The following is a 14,958-nucleotide window of genomic DNA, read 5'->3' as shown; positions in this document are numbered from 1 at the left end:
TGGACCTCTTTCGTTAAGTGCAAGATAGATCTCATTTCTTAAAGGCAACTGAGAATCGACCCGTTACTCGCTGTCAGTTATGGGTACCCTAAGCGTGTGTCACTCCTTCGCCCCTACGTAGACCTCATGAAATTGCGGGTTGTTGAGCTCCTGATCATCACAACCCTTCCCGCTATGGTCTTGGCTGAGAAAGGGTTGCCATCCTTGGGTTTGGTCGCAGCAACCCTGATGGGTGGAACTCTGGCGGCAGGTGCCTCCAATGCTTTTAACATGGTGATTGAATCTGAATCCGACAAGTTAATGGCGCGAACATCAAAGCGTCCGCTTGTTACTGGAGTAATTAGCAAAACCCAAGCCACAGTATTTGCATGGCTCATCACAATTCTCTCTCTTGCGATTTTTCTGCTCTTCACCACAGTGCTTGCAACGCTCTTGACTGCTCTTGCAATATTTTATTACGTCGTTATTTATACAATCATTCTTAAGCCCAATACAGCACAGAATATTGTGTGGGGTGGAGCAGCAGGATGCATGCCAGTTCTGATTGGTTGGGCTGCTGTTACGGGATCTCTGACGTGGGTACCAGTTGCATTCTTTATGGTTGTCTTCTTCTGGACCCCGCCACATTTCTGGGCTCTTGCTATTAAATATAAAGATGATTACTCAGCAGCAGGAATTCCCATGTTGCCATCAGTTGCAAGCCAATCAATTGTTATTAGCCAGATGTGGTTTCACACCATTGCAATGGTTGTTTCATCAACTGCCATGATCCAATTGGCAAAATTACCGGTCTGGGTACTTTGTGCAACAGTGTTGCTCGGTGCAGTCTTTACCTTCCAGCTCTTTAAGTTAAAAGAGAATTCAGATAATTACAACAAGGTAGCAGCGGGAATTTTCCACTGGTCGATTACTTACTTGAGCTTGCTCTCTGTATTACTTGTTGTTGCTCAGCTATTAAGCGCTTGAGTTACATCTTTAAGCAAGTCATCAATATGCTCAAGGCCAACTGATAGACGAATAACAGAGGGTGTAATGCCCATCTCTAGCAGCACATCAGGAGCTAAGCGGCGATGAGTAGTAGATGCAGGGTGAGTAATCAGTGATTTGCTATCTCCCAAGTTGTTGGAGATATCGATGACGCGAAGTGCATCCATGAAGCGGAAAGCATCTTTCTGAGTACCAGCAAATTCAATTCCGATTGTTGTGCCGCCAGCTTTCATCTGCTTCTTAATGACATCACGATCAGGGTGAGATGCAAGACCTGGATAACGAACGCTCTTTATTTCTTTTCGAGTTTCGAGGAATTCTGCAAGCTTCTGAGCATTTTCACACATACGAGTCACTCGAAGCTCCATGGTCTCAAGTGATTTCACGAGAACCCATGCATTAAATGCGCTCAGTGATGGACCTGTGTGACGAGTGAAAGGAATGAGCTTTTCGTAGATATATTCAAATGATCCAAGAAGTGCGCCTGCAAGAACGCGACCTTGTCCATCAATATGTTTTGTCGCTGAATACATCACTACATCTGCGCCAAGTTCTAATGGCTTTTGCAAGACAGGAGATGCCATCACGTTATCGACGATTACTGTTGCGCCCACCTTATGAGCCAAATCAGAGACGAAGCGAATATCAACAATCTCTAAGAGTGGATTGCTTGGGGATTCAATAAAGACTGCCTTCGTTGGCTTTGTCAGCGCCTTCTCCCAAGCAGCCTTATCGTTTGCCTTTACCAATTCATATGTGACGCCCCACTTAGGCAAAATCTCTGTGATTACTACATGGCATGAGCTAAACATGGCAGCCGATGCAACGATGTGATCTCCTGCTTCAACAAGGCAGGCAAGGGATGCAAACATTGCGGCCATTCCAGAACCCGTTGCCACACAATGCTCCGCACCCTCAATGGCAGCCAAGCGCTTTTCAAACATCGCAACGGTTGGATTGTGAAAACGGCTATAGAGGAAGTGATCAGTCTCGTCTGTGAATGAATCGACTGCTTCCTGTGAATTTGCGTATGTGAAACCGCTATTGAGAAAGAGAGCCTCGGAAGTTTCACCGAAACCAGAACGCGCAAGACCTTCGCGAACAGCTGCAGTTTGTGGATTGATTTCCCAATCTGGTTCGCGACGCTTTGGATGCTCGTGATAGCCCCAGACCTCTTTACTCATAAGCCCATCCTAAGGTTTGGACGCTATATTGCCCACATGAGCACTATGGCTATCTCAGCGAGAGATCTCAGTAAGAAATATGACTCGGGCTTTGCTGTTTCACACGCAAACTTTGAAGTTCCCCTCGGCACCATCTGTGGATTTGTTGGTCCCAATGGGGCGGGCAAGACCACGACCATTCGCATGCTCCTTGGATTGATTACCCCAACGGGTGGCACAGCAGAAGTTCTCGGTGAATCAATTACTCACCCAGAGAAATACCTTTCACGCGTTGGCGCAATGATTGAGGGACCAGCTTTTTATCCTGCGCTCTCTGGTGAAGAAAACCTTAAAGTCTTAGCAACGCTCGGTGGATTTCCTATAGAGCGCGTTGGTGAATTGATAAAGACAGTGGGCCTAGAAGGACGTGGAGATTCAAAGTACAAAACGTATTCCTTAGGAATGAAGCAGCGCCTCGGAATTGCAGCAGCCCTACTCCCACAGCCGCGAGTTTTAATCCTCGATGAACCAACAAATGGGCTTGATCCAGAAGGAATTCAAGAAGTTCGCGATCTGCTCAAGAAGTTGGCAAGTGAAGGGACAACAGTCTTTGTCTCATCACACTTGCTCTCTGAACTCGAACTCATCAGCGAATACATCGTGATGCTTCGCAAAGGTGAAGTCGTTTTTGCTGGACCAATTCAAGATCTCTTCCTAATGCAACAACCATTTATCCTTGTGAAAACAGATTCACAGAGTGATCTTCAAAAGATTATCGAGCTTGCCCAAGCCGATGGACATAAAGCAACTATTCGTTCTGAAGTGGCTCATATTGAAGGACCTGCAGAGTGGGCCGGAATTCTTAATCGCAAAGCATTTGAAGCCGGGATCTTGATTACACAACTTTCACCACAGATGCCAAACCTCGAAGAGACATTCTTTGAGATGACAGGAGATCGAAAATGATTCGCGTGATCTATGCTGAGTGGAGAAAACTTCGTCGCCCGACACTCTTCTTAGGCACCATTGGCGCTGCTCTCTTCTTTACCGGTCTGACATCAACTTTTCTGTATTTGATGATTGATTCCGAGCAAGGCAATTCAGACCGTGGTCGCCAGGTAAGTCGTGAAGTACTGGAGCTCGCAGGTGGATCTGTCTACGGATTTGCATCAGTAGGTGGACTTCTGGGAATTATCGCCCTCTGTGTCTTTGCTGCACAGACAGCGCAGGAATACACCTACGGAACGCTACGTAATCTTTTGGTTCGTCAACCAGGACGTATAAGGATTTTGGTAGGAAAACTTATCGCCATGAAGATTTTTGCTCTCGTAATGATTGCAATCTCTGCGGTAGTCAGTATTGCAATCTCATACTTCTTATCGGATAGAGCAAAGGTGTCTACCGATCTATGGTTTACCTCGGCTGGGTTCCAGGAAATCGGCAAGACGCTTCTCAATGTGGCGATTTCAGTGATCTACTTTGGCATTGTGGGAATGATTCTTGGACTCTTGCTGCGTTCACCTATCTCATCAATTTCTATTGGAGTTCTCTGGATTCTCATCATCGAAAATCTCTTGGGAGCGGTCAAGCCAGTATTTCTTGAATGGATGCCAGGAAATCAACTCTCCCTTATCGCTCAAGGCGGTAGCTCAGAAATTTCATATATGCATGCCTTAACTCTGGGAAGTTCCTATGTATTTGTCGGTGCGATAGTTGCAACGGTCCTCTTCACCCGAAGAGATGTGGCTAACTAGCGACACTTAGGCGATACCCGCCGAATATATACAGCGCTCATTTATTCTTAAACAATGCGCCGCAGAAAATCCTTGATGTGCCTTGCCATCATTGCAAGCCTGACTCTTGCGGCCACCCCTGCCATCGCAAAGCCAAAACCAACACTTGCTGAGATTGAAGCGGCTAAACAGGCAGAAGCTGCCAAGAAAGCTGCAGCAGATGCTGCAGCAAAGAAATTAGCTGCAGCAAATCTCACTCTTAAACAATTAACTGCCAGAGCCAATGCTGCGCAAGCTGTTTATCTTAAAGCGAAGAGAGAACTCGAAGTTGCTACAGCGCAAGCAATTGCGGCTGCCAAACATGCTGCCGAGACAGCAGCTGCAGTCGCAGAAGCTCACCGAGTTATCGGAAAACTTGCAGCCAATGCATACATCCTCGGTGGAAGTATGAGTGATATCCAACCCTTACTGAGTTCTAATGGACCACAAGATCTCATTGATCAACTCTCCACTCTCAACACGTTAGGTGCACAAAACACCACTGCACTTGACCGCTATAAGGCTGCAGAGATTGTTGCAAAAGCTGCAAAGAAGAAAGCTGATGAAGCAAAGGCAATCCAGGTAGTTGCCACTGCTAAAGTTGAAGCGACAAAGAAAATTGCGGATGCAGCGCAAGCTCTTCAACAAAAGGAAGTCAATAAACTTCGAGCAGTTCAAGATAAGTTGATGAAAGAACTTGCTACTGCACGTAATGTTCGTGTGACCCTAGAACAACAACGTCAGTTGGCGTTGCTTGAAGAGAGCCAAGCTTCTACTGCGGCTACCACGATCAACCAAGCGAAAGTTTGGCCGAATATTGGCTTCAAGGGTCGCACAACAATTAGAACAACTGAGGCACAACGTTTAGCTGCGGTGGCCTTTGCTAAGAAGCAGGTTCAAGCACGTAAGCCATATATCTGGGGTTCTGAAGGACCAAATTCATTTGACTGCTCAGGTCTTGTTTATGCTGCTTATAAGTCAGCAGGTCTTGGTTGGCCAAATTGGGATCGACTTAACTCTGCTTTGTATTCAGGCTATACAAAGCATGTTGCGCTGACTGAACTTCAGCCTGGCGATCTTCTCTTCTATTCCTACAAGGGCACAATCTCAACAATTCACCACATCACCATTTATGCAGGTGGAGGAATGATGTGGGAGGCCAACTCCAAGGATAAGGGCTTGCTCTACTCAAGTATTTATAGCGTTAAGGGGCTTATGCCATTTGGTGGTCGGGTCTAACCTTCACCTATGACTGATGCCAACGTTGCAATTCGCAACGCTGTAAAACCTCACCTTGCTCGGCTTGAAGCCGGCGATGTTGTGCTGGTTGCTGTCTCTGGTGGTGCAGATTCACTTGCACTTGCATCTGCAATTCTCACAGAGTCAAAAGTATGTGCGATTACAACAATTGCTGTGACTATCGATCATCAACTACAAAGTGGTTCGGGTGCACAGGCAGAAAAAGTTGAGAAGCAATTGAAGGAGATGGGTTATGGCAAAGTCATTGTTAAGAAAGTTGTGGTTACTACTGAGTCCGGCCTCGAAGCTGGCGCTCGTGATGCACGCTATCAAGCTCTTAGTGCGTGCGCTGCGCAAGAGAAGGCAACGAAAGTCTTCTTAGGTCACACACGAGATGATCAAGCAGAAACTGTTCTGTTAGGACTTGCTCGGGGATCTGGAACTCGCTCACTGTCTGGAATGTCATTAGAGAATGGAATTTATCTTCGCCCACTATTACAGATCACTCGAGAAGAAACTGTTGCTGCATGTAGAGAATTAGAGATTGAACCTTGGAATGATCCGCATAATGGAAATACTGAATTTTCGCGCGTCAGAGTTCGTAACGAAGTTCTTCCAGTGATGGAGGAGAAGTTAGGACCTGGAATTGCAGCAGCACTTGCTCGCAGCGCATCGATTTTGCGTGATGATGCAGATGCCCTCGATGAGATTGCACAGAGTGAAATCTCAGCATCTGACCTCGCAAATCTTGAGTGCGATCACTTAGCGAGCCTGGCTCGAGCAATCCGCTCTCGAGTCCTGAGAGCTGCTCTCTATGCCGCTGGCGCCCCGACAGGCTCAATTACAGCCGATCACCTTGCCGCAGTTGAGGCGCTGGTCACTTCTTGGCATGGTCAAGGGGTGGTGAGCCTTCCGGGTGGTGTGAAGGTTGAGCGAATTTCGGGCAGACTTTCGCTCTTAGCCCAGCCCTAGGTATCAAGGAGCAGACCACGTGGATTTAGCAGCAGTCGGAACCGATGTTGAAAAGGTAATAGCAACAGAAGATCAACTTGCAGCAAAGATTGCAGAACTCGCAGCGCTCGTCGATGCAGATTACAAAGATAAGAATGTACTTCTTGTTGGCGTGCTCAAAGGCGCAATCATGGCGATGGCTGATTTAACACGTGCAATGCAGACTCATATCGAGATGGATTGGATGGCTGTTTCTTCCTACGGTTCAGGAACTAAATCAAGTGGCGTGGTTCGCATTCTTAAAGATCTCGATCGTGACATCACTGGTCGCCATGTTCTGATTGTTGAAGATATCGTGGATACCGGATTAACACTTTCTTGGCTTAAATCAAACCTTTACTCTCGCGGTGCAGCATCTGTTGAAATTCTTGCAATCCTTCGCAAGCCAGAAGCTGCAAAGGTTGATGTCGATGTGAAATACGTTGGCTTTGATATTCCTAAGGAATTCGTCGTGGGTTATGGACTTGATTTCGACGAGAAGTACCGCAACCTCTCATTTATCGGTGTGCTTGCAAAGCACATGTACTCATAAGGAATTTCATGTCTTCCCAGAACCCACTTAGTAAATTGAAGAAGAACTCAGCGAAGAAGGCTCTTAAGCCGACGAATAAAGATGGCGGCAAGAAGGCTCCTCTAACTCGTTCGCAGAAGATTTTCCGTGGCCCGCTGTTCTGGATCATTGTTGCAATCTTTGGTGTCACAATCTTTGGACAGATTACTAACGCTGCCAATCGCTATACAGAGATCAAAACTTCGCAAGCAATCGATGCTATTTCTAGGGCTCAAGTTGAGTCAGCAGTCCTTGTTGATAAATCACAAAAGATTCGTCTAATTCTCAATAGTGGAAACACAATTAAGGGCGCAACAAAAGTTGAAGCTTCTTATATTGCGCGCCAAGAGCCGAATTTGATTGATGCTCTGACTGCAAACCCTCCTACAAAGGGTTGGAGCGTTAGCGTTCCATCGCAATCATTCTTGACCACTTTCTTCTTCACCTTTGGCCCAATTCTGATTATTGGCTTCTTGTTCTTCCTCATGATGAGCAATGCTCAAGGCGGAAATCGCGTCTTCTCATTTGGTAAGTCTCGTGCGAAGCTACAAGATAGCGATGTTCCACAAAATACCTTTGATGATGTTGCAGGTGCGGATGAAGCGATTGCAGAACTTGAAGAGATTAAAGATTTCTTAGCTGATCCTGCAAAGTACGCACTCCTTGGTGCAAAAATTCCTAAGGGCGTTCTTCTCTACGGTCCTCCAGGAACAGGTAAAACTCTTCTTGCTCGCGCAGTTGCTGGTGAGGCAAAAGTTCCTTTCTATTCAATTTCTGGTTCTGACTTTGTTGAAATGTTTGTTGGTGTCGGTGCAGCTCGCGTGCGCGATCTCTTTACCCAAGCCAAAGCCAATTCACCTGCGATTGTCTTCGTAGATGAAATTGATGCAGTCGGTCGTCAGCGCGGAGCAGGTATGGGTGGCGGTCATGATGAACGCGAACAAACACTGAACCAACTCCTTGTTGAGATGGATGGCTTTGAAGCAAATGGCCAAGTTATTTTGATTGCAGCAACCAACCGACCTGATGTTTTAGATCCCGCACTTCTACGTCCAGGTCGCTTTGATCGTCAGATTCCTGTTGAACGTCCAGATCTCAAGGGCCGTGAAGATATTCTTAAAGTGCATGCAAAGGGCAAGCCGCTTTCAAAGGATGTTGAACTCGTTACATACGCCCGTCGCACACCTGGGTTTACTGGTGCAGACCTTGCGAATGTATTGAATGAGGCAGCCCTACTTACTGCTCGTGAAGGTCAAAAGACAATTACCAATTTACAGATTGATGAAGCTATCGATCGCGTGATGGCTGGACCACAACGTAAATCACGTCTGATGTCTGAAGAAGAGCGTCGCGTTACTGCGTATCACGAGGCAGGACATGCTCTCGTTGCCTATGCACTTCCTCATACAGATCCTGTTCATAAGATCACGATCATGCCGCGCGGTCGCGCACTTGGTTACACAATGGTTCTTCCTGATGAAGATAAATACTCAACAACTCGCAACCAGCTCCTTGATCAGTTGGCATATTCACTGGGTGGACGCGCTGCAGAAGAACTCATCTTCCATGATCCATCAACAGGAGCCTCTAACGATATTGAGAAGGCAACCGCTCTTGCTCGTGCCATGGTGACTCAATATGGAATGACTGAGGCAATTGGTGCAATCAAACTTGGCACAGATGCATCAGAGCCATTTATGGGCCGTGATTATGGACATCAACGTGATTACTCTGAAAATGTTGCAGCAATTGTCGATCGTGAGATTCGTAAACTCATTGAGACTGCGCATCAAGAGGCGTATGACATCCTTGAAGCAAACCGCACCATCCTTGATGAAATGGTTCTAGAACTTCTTGAAAAGGAAACTCTCAACAAGGAAGAGATTGCTGCAATCTTTGCCAAGGTAAAGTCATGGCCAAAGCGCCCAGCATGGACAGGATCAGAGAATCGTTTACCTTCAGCACGGCCACCTGTTGATATTCCAGAACGAGCAACTCCTACAGATGCTCCTCGCAAATCACGTCGCGTGAAGAAGGCAACCTCGAGTGACTGATATTTCCTCCGTTTCCATGGGGCCTGGCGATGGACGTGCTGCGCATCCCTATGATCAGGAGCGCGCAGAAAAGGCTGTGCGCGAACTTCTCTTAGCGCTCGGTGAAGATCCTGAACGCGAAGGTCTGAAAGAGACTCCAGCACGAGTGGCTCGTGCATTTAAAGAGAACTTTGAAGGACTATGGCAGAAGCCAGAAGATGTATTAACAACTACCTTTGACATCGGACATGAAGAGCTTGTGATCATTCGCGATATTGAAGTCTTTTCTCATTGCGAACATCACCTCACACCTTTTCATGGCGTTGCACATGTGGGATATATCCCGAGCGGCAAGATCACAGGTCTATCCAAAGTTGCACGTCTTGTTGATCTCTTTGCTCGTCGTCCTCAAGTGCAGGAGCGTTTAACAACTCAAATTGCAGATGCCTTAGTTGAGATTCTCAAACCTATGGGCGTCATTGTCATCATCGATTGTGAACATTTATGTATGTCGATGCGTGGAGTCCGTAAATCCAGGGCGCGCACAACAACATCAGCTGTTCGCGGTGTTCTACGCGATGCAGCTACTCGCGCTGAAGCAATCAGCCTAATTACGAATCGATAAATTCTCATGTTGGTGATGGGCATTCTTAACGTCACTCCAGATTCTTTTGCCGATGGTGGCCTGCATTATGAAGAATCACTAGCGATCACACATGGCCTTGAAATGATTGAAGATGGTGTTGACATCATTGATGTGGGCGGTGAATCCACTCGTCCAGGTGCCGATCGAATTTCAGAGGAAGAAGAGCAAGCACGAGTTATCCCTGTCATTCGTGAGCTTGCAAAAAAGGGAGTTGTAATCAGCATCGACACTATGAGAGCGACAACGGCCAAGCTCGCGGTTGAAGCTGGAGCTAGCATCGTTAACGATGTCAGCGGAGGGGCTGCAGACCCTGACATGTTTTCAACAGTTGCTCAGCTGGGATGTAAATACACCTTGATGCATTGGCGGGGACATTCAAAAGATATGAATGAGAAGGCTATTTATGGCGATGTTGTTGCTGAAGTCATTGAAGAAGTGACGCTGCAGCTTGATAAAGCACTTGCAGCAGGCGTTAAGCGCGAGAACATCATCTTGGATCCAGGTATTGGCTTTGCAAAGAACGCTGAACACAACTGGGAAGTCCTTAACCGGATTGATGAATTTGTTGCACTTGGCTATCCAGTATTGATTGGTCACTCACGTAAACGTTTCTTGGGCGGAGAGCATCCCGATGAGCGAGAAGAAGCCACTGTTGCAGTAACCCAATCACTAGTCGGTAAGGGCATCTGGGCGGTTAGAGTTCATGGTGTGAAGGCAAATGTGAAAGCAGCTCGCTCATGAGTGATGTCATCTCACTCACAGGTATTTGGGGTTTTGGATATCACGGAGTTTTCGATCATGAAGCAAAGAATGGTCAAGATTTCTTTGTTGATCTAGAAATTCACTTAGATTTATCACGTGCAAGTGTGAGTGATGATTTAGCGGACACAATTGATTACGGAGCACTTGCTGACATTGTGGTTGAAGAGATCACAGGTGAGCGAGTTCAACTGATTGAAAGACTTGCAGGACGCATTGCAGATCGCATTAAGGGCGGGCACCCAGAAATTTCAAATATTGCTGTGACGGTGCATAAACCTAAGGCTCCTATTTCTGCACAAGCTTCCGATATTTCGGTCACTATTACCCGATGAAGGCAGTAGTTGCACTTGGTGCCAATATTGGCAATCCAAAAGAGCAGATGGATTTAGCAGTTGCGATGCTCAAAGAGGCAACTATCGTTACTGCGGTCTCTTCTTTCTACACAACAAAACCAGTGGGTGGTCCAGAACAACCCGATTACATCAATGCAGTCTGCATTCTTGAAAGTGATTTGCCTGCTATCGATCTGCTTTCGCTGCTACATGGAATCGAGAAATCACTGGGGCGTGAACGTATTGAAAGGTGGGGACCTCGCACCATCGATCTCGATCTCATTCAATATGGCACATTGCTCAGTAGCGCCACAGAGTTAGAACTTCCTCATCCACGCGCCTTTGAACGTCGCTTTGTTCTGGAACCGTGGCATGAGATTGAACCTGATGCCCTTCTTCTTACACACGGCAAAATCTCTGAGCTTTTGGCGCAACTGTCCTAACGCCTTAGAATTACCTCACTGCCTGCCCGGTACCTGAAAGGACTGGAGCCATGAAAGTAGTAACAGATGCTCGCCAGCTTCCTTCTGCCTGCGCATTTGTTCCGACAATGGGCGCACTGCATGCGGGCCACGCTTCACTCTTTGCACTTGCTAAGAAATATAGTGATGATGTTGTGGCAAGTATCTTTGTTAATCCTTTGCAATTTGAGAATAAAGAAGACCTAGCGCAATATCCCCGAACACCAGATATTGATATTGCAATTGCTGATGCAGCTGGAGTTACACATCTCTGGCTTCCTACTCAAGCAGAGATTTATCCTGATGGTTATGTGAAGAAATCTGCAGGGCCACTGGGTGATATCTATGAAGGTAAATCTCGACCAGGACATTTTGATGGAGTACTTACCGTTGTCCACCAATTTTTTTCACTTCTTAAACCAAAGGTGGCGATCTTTGGAGAGAAAGATTTTCAGCAGCTGCAGTTAATTAGGACAATTGCTGAAGGTATTGAGATTGTTGCAGCACCCACTATTCGTGAAGTCGATGGACTTGCGCTCTCATCTCGCAATGTGCGACTTAGCGATGAGGGTCGAAACGCAGCACAAGTCATTTATAGAGCGCTTACCAAAGCCAAGTCTGAAAATGAATTGCGTGAGATCTTGGCGAGTGAGAGCTCTCTTACTGTTGATTATGCAGATTTCATCGATGAGAAGACCTTTGCTCACGCTCAATCAGACACTCGTAAGGTTCGTGCGATTGTCGCGGGGTGGATAAATGGTGTGCGATTGATTGACAATATGCCTATGGGAAATCGCGCATGAAGTTATTAGCGCCAACTCCGGGCTGGACTGCAACAGCTGATGTCATCGTTGTGGGATCAGGGATTGCAGGACTAACTACTGCGCTGCAATGTCGCACATATGGATTATCAGTTTTACTTGTGACAAAAGCACGAGTTGATGAAGGCTCCACTAAGTGGGCGCAAGGCGGTATTGCCGCAGCACTTGGTGATGGTGATTCACCCGAAGCTCATGAGAAAGACACACTCGTTGCAGGTGCTGGGCTCTGTGATGTTGATGCTGTGCGCGTACTTGTCACAGAAGGCCCTGAAGCTGTTCGTAAGTTAATCGAACGTGGAGCAATCTTTGATAAAGAAGATAGCGGTGAAATTGCACTTACTCGTGAAGGTGGACACCTTCGTAATCGCATCTTGCATGCAGGAGGAGATGCAACTGGAGCTGAAGTCTCCCGAGCACTTCTTGCGGCTGTCCATGATGATCCTGAGATTGAAGTTGTTGAACATGCACTTGTGCTCGATGCACTTAAGAACGATATTGGTGAAGTGTGTGGAGTAACTCTTCACGTTATCGGCGCAGGTAGTCGCGATGGCGTTGGCCGAGGTCTTGCTCGCGCTGTAGTCCTTGCAACAGGTGGACTAGGTCAAGTATTTGCTCAAACAACAAATCCATCTGTATCAACTGGAGATGGAGTTGCACTCGCTCTTCGCGCAGGGGCAAAGGTGGCCGATGTTGAATTCATTCAATTCCACCCAACAGTCTTGTGGCTGGGCGATAACTCAGAAGGACAACAGCCATTGATTAGTGAAGCTGTGCGCGGTGAAGGTGCCTATCTTGTTGACGATAAAGGCGTGCGCTTCATGCAAGATATTCACCCGCTTGCTGAACTTGCACCACGTGATGTTGTGGCAATTTCCATTATGCGCGTGATGAATACAACTGGTGCTCACCATGTCTGGCTCGATGTTCGCCACCTTGAAGGATTTAAGGAACGCTTCCCAACCATTTATGCATCCTGTATTTCTCATGGCATTAATCCACTGAAAGATTTGATTCCCGTGGCTCCAGCATCGCACTATGCATCAGGTGGAGTGCGCGTTGATCTCAATGGCCGCACAAGTGTGAATGGACTCTATGCATGCGGTGAAACTGCATGTTCTGGTGTTCATGGCGCTAATCGACTTGCATCCAATTCACTTCTTGAAGGCCTTGTATTTAGCGCACGTATCGCAGCCGATATTGCAGAGAAGTTGCCTGAGAAGAGTGAACCAGTGGTGAATGCATCTCAAGCAATTCTGCTTGATCCACAAGTGCGCCATGACATTCAGGTGAGTATGAGCCGTGGTGCAGGAGTATTGCGATCATCAGATTCATTACTCAAAACAAGTTCTGATTTAACTCGTATTGAAGATAGAAAGAGCACAGAGCCATGTGTTGAAGCATGGGAGACAACTAACCTCTTCCAGCTCGCGCAGACAATTGTGAAAGCTGCGCTCATTCGACAAGAAACTCGTGGCTCCCATTGGCGTGAAGATTTCCCTCAGACTAGTGATCTGTGGAAGAAGCGCATCGTGCAACAAGTAGATCAAGCTGGTTATTGGACAAGTGGCTATCAGGAGGTTGGGAAATGATTGATCGCGACCTGATTAAGAGAGCACTCGCTGAAGATCTACAAGGTGGCCAGGACATTACATCTGTGGCAACGGTATCCGGTAGTGAAAAAGTTGTTGCTGATTTCGTTTCACGCAAAGCAGGCATTGTTGCTGGTATTGATATGGCCCGCGCAGTTCTTGAAGAAGTAGGACTAACTGATATTGAAGTTCTTGTGAAGGATGGCGCATCGGTCAAGCAGGGTGAAGTCTTGATGACTGTGCGTGGTGATACTCGCGCTATTTTGCTTGCAGAGCGCACAGCACTTAATTTCTTAGGTCATTTGAGCGGTATCGCAACACTGACTCGCACATGGGTCGATGCCATCGCAGGCACAACGTGCGAGATTCGCGATACTCGTAAAACAACTCCAGGTATGCGACTACTTGAGAAATATGCAGTGCGTATGGGTGGTGGAACTAATCACCGTATGTCACTCAGTGATGCTGCGCTCATTAAAGATAATCACATTGCTGCAGCAGGGGGAGTTGCACAGGCTTTCTCAAAGGTCCGCGCAGAGTTTCCATCTTCAGAGATTGAAATCGAAGTTGATACTTTGGATCAGTTGCGTGAAGTCTTGCCTTTAAAGCCTGATGTAGTGCTGCTGGATAACATGAGTCCTGCGCAGTGTGTAGAGGCAGTTTCCATAGTCGCTGGTGCAACCAAGCTGGAGGCTTCAGGTGGAATTTCACTTGAGAATGCGAAGGCATATGCAGCAACAGGAATTAATTTCTTAGCAATTGGCGCACTTACACATAGCGCTCCAGTTTTTGATATTGGTCTAGATATGAGAGCGGAGTAGCCATGTTGTTAACAGTCGATGTCGGAAATACAAATACGGTTCTGGGAATCTTTGATAAAGATCAACTCATCAAGTCATGGCGCGTTAAGACAGACCCACGCACAACTGCCGATGAACTCTGGCTCCAATACAGCGCACTCATCAGCGGCTACACACTCACAGGACTTGCCATCTGTTCGACAGTTCCTGCAACTCTTCGCGAGCTTCGCACGATGATTGATTCGTACTTCAGTGATATCGCAATCACCATTGTTGAACCAGGAACTAAGACAGGCGTTCAACTCCTTGTTGATAATCCAAAAGAAATTGGCGCAGATCGCATTGTTAATACTCTTGCAGCCCACACTCTCTATGGTGGTCCAGCCATCGTTGTGGATTTTGGAACATCAACAAACTTGGATGTTGTCTCTCCCAAAGGTGAATTCCTCGGTGGAGCGTTAGCGCCCGGAATTGAAATTTCAGTGGATGCTCTCGCTGCTCGCGCAGCCCAGCTTCGCAAAGTCGAACTTGTTCGACCAAAGAGCGTTATTGGAAAGAACACCGTTGAAGCTCTTCAATCTGGAACTATCTTTGGATTTGCTGGACAAGTAGATGGTCTCGTTGATCGAATCACTGCAGAATTGGCGAAGGATTATGATGATGCTCCCACCGTGATTGCAACAGGTGGCCTTGCTCCACTCATCATTGGAGTATCTGAAACTATCGATGAGCATGAGCCAGATCTGACTCTTATTGGCCTTCGCCTTATTCATGAGAAGAATCAGTAGCTAT

At 46.9% G+C, this 14,958-nt stretch carries 16 protein-coding genes; 15 read left to right on the top strand and 1 reads right to left on the bottom strand.

Translation table 11 applies throughout. From position 1 onward, the window contains the following. Nucleotides 1-96 precede the first annotated feature (96 nt). Nucleotides 97-966, top strand: a complete 870-nt coding sequence (locus A1sIIA65_RS06160) for a heme o synthase (RefSeq protein WP_095676666.1) — start codon at nucleotides 97-99, stop codon at nucleotides 964-966. Here the strand turns inward: A1sIIA65_RS06160 and metZ are convergent. Continuing rightward, on the bottom strand, nucleotides 948-2,171 hold the full coding sequence (gene metZ / locus A1sIIA65_RS06155) for an O-succinylhomoserine sulfhydrylase (RefSeq protein WP_095676665.1): 1,224 nt from the start codon (nucleotides 2,169-2,171) through the stop codon (nucleotides 948-950). The two genes, A1sIIA65_RS06160 and metZ, sit on opposite strands and share 19 nt — an antisense overlap. Nucleotides 2,172-2,207: 36 nt before the next feature. On the opposite strand from metZ, the gene A1sIIA65_RS06150 reads away from it, so the two are divergent. Genes A1sIIA65_RS06150 through A1sIIA65_RS06085 form a run of 14 tightly spaced genes read left to right on the top strand, consistent with a single transcriptional unit; the run spans nucleotide 2,208 to nucleotide 14,954 of the window. Further along, the gene (locus A1sIIA65_RS06150) at nucleotides 2,208-3,116 is read left to right on the top strand and encodes an ABC transporter ATP-binding protein (RefSeq protein ID WP_095676664.1); all 909 of its coding nucleotides are present in this window, start codon (nucleotides 2,208-2,210) and stop codon (nucleotides 3,114-3,116) included. After that, nucleotides 3,113-3,904, top strand: coding sequence for an ABC transporter permease (locus A1sIIA65_RS06145; protein ID WP_095676663.1), 792 nt, complete (start codon nucleotides 3,113-3,115; stop codon nucleotides 3,902-3,904). The genes A1sIIA65_RS06150 and A1sIIA65_RS06145 overlap by 4 nt, the downstream gene beginning before the upstream one ends. 54 nt (nucleotides 3,905-3,958) lie before the next feature. Next, nucleotides 3,959-5,161: a C40 family peptidase gene (locus A1sIIA65_RS06140; RefSeq protein WP_095676662.1), complete on the top strand. Its 1,203-nt coding sequence runs from the start codon at nucleotides 3,959-3,961 to the stop codon at nucleotides 5,159-5,161. 9 nt (nucleotides 5,162-5,170) lie between these two features. Beyond that, on the top strand, nucleotides 5,171-6,133 hold the full coding sequence (gene tilS / locus A1sIIA65_RS06135; protein WP_095676661.1) for a tRNA lysidine(34) synthetase TilS: 963 nt from the start codon (nucleotides 5,171-5,173) through the stop codon (nucleotides 6,131-6,133). A gap of 19 nt (nucleotides 6,134-6,152) precedes the next feature. Continuing rightward, entirely contained in the window at nucleotides 6,153-6,704 is a 552-nt protein-coding gene (hpt, locus tag A1sIIA65_RS06130; protein WP_095676660.1) for a hypoxanthine phosphoribosyltransferase, read from the top strand. A gap of 8 nt (nucleotides 6,705-6,712) precedes the next feature. Continuing rightward, entirely contained in the window at nucleotides 6,713-8,776 is a 2,064-nt protein-coding gene (gene ftsH / locus A1sIIA65_RS06125) for an ATP-dependent zinc metalloprotease FtsH (protein WP_095676659.1), read from the top strand. A 16-nt stretch (nucleotides 8,777-8,792) separates the two neighbouring features. Continuing rightward, the gene (gene folE / locus A1sIIA65_RS06120; protein ID WP_095676658.1) at nucleotides 8,793-9,380 is read left to right on the top strand and encodes a GTP cyclohydrolase I FolE; all 588 of its coding nucleotides are present in this window, start codon (nucleotides 8,793-8,795) and stop codon (nucleotides 9,378-9,380) included. Nucleotides 9,381-9,386: 6 nt separating this feature from the next. Further along, nucleotides 9,387-10,142, top strand: a complete 756-nt coding sequence (folP, locus tag A1sIIA65_RS06115; RefSeq protein WP_095676657.1) for a dihydropteroate synthase — start codon at nucleotides 9,387-9,389, stop codon at nucleotides 10,140-10,142. Beyond that, nucleotides 10,139-10,495: a dihydroneopterin aldolase gene (gene folB / locus A1sIIA65_RS06110; protein WP_095676656.1), complete on the top strand. Its 357-nt coding sequence runs from the start codon at nucleotides 10,139-10,141 to the stop codon at nucleotides 10,493-10,495. The genes folP and folB overlap by 4 nt, the downstream gene beginning before the upstream one ends. Then, nucleotides 10,492-10,938, top strand: a complete 447-nt coding sequence (gene folK, locus A1sIIA65_RS06105; protein WP_095676655.1) for a 2-amino-4-hydroxy-6-hydroxymethyldihydropteridine diphosphokinase — start codon at nucleotides 10,492-10,494, stop codon at nucleotides 10,936-10,938. The genes folB and folK overlap by 4 nt, the downstream gene beginning before the upstream one ends. A 50-nt stretch (nucleotides 10,939-10,988) precedes the next feature. Next, nucleotides 10,989-11,759: a 4-phosphopantoate--beta-alanine ligase gene (locus A1sIIA65_RS06100; RefSeq protein WP_095676654.1), complete on the top strand. Its 771-nt coding sequence runs from the start codon at nucleotides 10,989-10,991 to the stop codon at nucleotides 11,757-11,759. Next, nucleotides 11,756-13,366 (top strand): L-aspartate oxidase, encoded by a 1,611-nt coding sequence (locus A1sIIA65_RS06095; RefSeq protein WP_095676653.1) that lies wholly within the window; start codon nucleotides 11,756-11,758, stop codon nucleotides 13,364-13,366. The genes A1sIIA65_RS06100 and A1sIIA65_RS06095 overlap by 4 nt, the downstream gene beginning before the upstream one ends. Beyond that, nucleotides 13,363-14,187: a carboxylating nicotinate-nucleotide diphosphorylase gene (gene nadC, locus A1sIIA65_RS06090; protein ID WP_095676652.1), complete on the top strand. Its 825-nt coding sequence runs from the start codon at nucleotides 13,363-13,365 to the stop codon at nucleotides 14,185-14,187. The genes A1sIIA65_RS06095 and nadC overlap by 4 nt, the downstream gene beginning before the upstream one ends. 2 nt (nucleotides 14,188-14,189) lie before the next feature. Then, on the top strand, nucleotides 14,190-14,954 hold the full coding sequence (locus A1sIIA65_RS06085; protein ID WP_095676651.1) for a type III pantothenate kinase: 765 nt from the start codon (nucleotides 14,190-14,192) through the stop codon (nucleotides 14,952-14,954). The last annotated feature ends 4 nt before the right edge of the window (nucleotides 14,955-14,958 follow it).

Origin of the sequence: Candidatus Planktophila dulcis, from assembly GCF_002288225.1 — a bacterium.
Classification (GTDB): Bacteria; Actinomycetota; Actinomycetes; order Nanopelagicales; family Nanopelagicaceae; genus Planktophila; species Planktophila dulcis.
The sequence above is the reverse complement of the archived record's forward strand: the minus strand, read 5'-3'. Positions and strand labels throughout refer to the sequence as shown.

Coding starts and splice junctions, on each gene's coding strand:
- metZ (WP_095676665.1), bottom strand. CDS start 2,171: ATGAGTAAAGAGGTCTGGGGCTATCACGAGCATCCAAAGCGTCGCGAA.
- A1sIIA65_RS06150 (WP_095676664.1), top strand. CDS start 2,208: ATGAGCACTATGGCTATCTCAGCGAGAGATCTCAGTAAGAAATATGAC.
- A1sIIA65_RS06145 (WP_095676663.1), top strand. CDS start 3,113: ATGATTCGCGTGATCTATGCTGAGTGGAGAAAACTTCGTCGCCCGACA.
- A1sIIA65_RS06140 (WP_095676662.1), top strand. CDS start 3,959: ATGCGCCGCAGAAAATCCTTGATGTGCCTTGCCATCATTGCAAGCCTG.
- tilS (WP_095676661.1), top strand. CDS start 5,171: ATGACTGATGCCAACGTTGCAATTCGCAACGCTGTAAAACCTCACCTT.
- ftsH (WP_095676659.1), top strand. CDS start 6,713: ATGTCTTCCCAGAACCCACTTAGTAAATTGAAGAAGAACTCAGCGAAG.
- folE (WP_095676658.1), top strand. CDS start 8,793: ATGGGGCCTGGCGATGGACGTGCTGCGCATCCCTATGATCAGGAGCGC.
- folP (WP_095676657.1), top strand. CDS start 9,387: ATGTTGGTGATGGGCATTCTTAACGTCACTCCAGATTCTTTTGCCGAT.
- folB (WP_095676656.1), top strand. CDS start 10,139: ATGAGTGATGTCATCTCACTCACAGGTATTTGGGGTTTTGGATATCAC.
- folK (WP_095676655.1), top strand. CDS start 10,492: ATGAAGGCAGTAGTTGCACTTGGTGCCAATATTGGCAATCCAAAAGAG.
- A1sIIA65_RS06100 (WP_095676654.1), top strand. CDS start 10,989: ATGAAAGTAGTAACAGATGCTCGCCAGCTTCCTTCTGCCTGCGCATTT.
- A1sIIA65_RS06095 (WP_095676653.1), top strand. CDS start 11,756: ATGAAGTTATTAGCGCCAACTCCGGGCTGGACTGCAACAGCTGATGTC.
- nadC (WP_095676652.1), top strand. CDS start 13,363: ATGATTGATCGCGACCTGATTAAGAGAGCACTCGCTGAAGATCTACAA.
- A1sIIA65_RS06085 (WP_095676651.1), top strand. CDS start 14,190: ATGTTGTTAACAGTCGATGTCGGAAATACAAATACGGTTCTGGGAATC.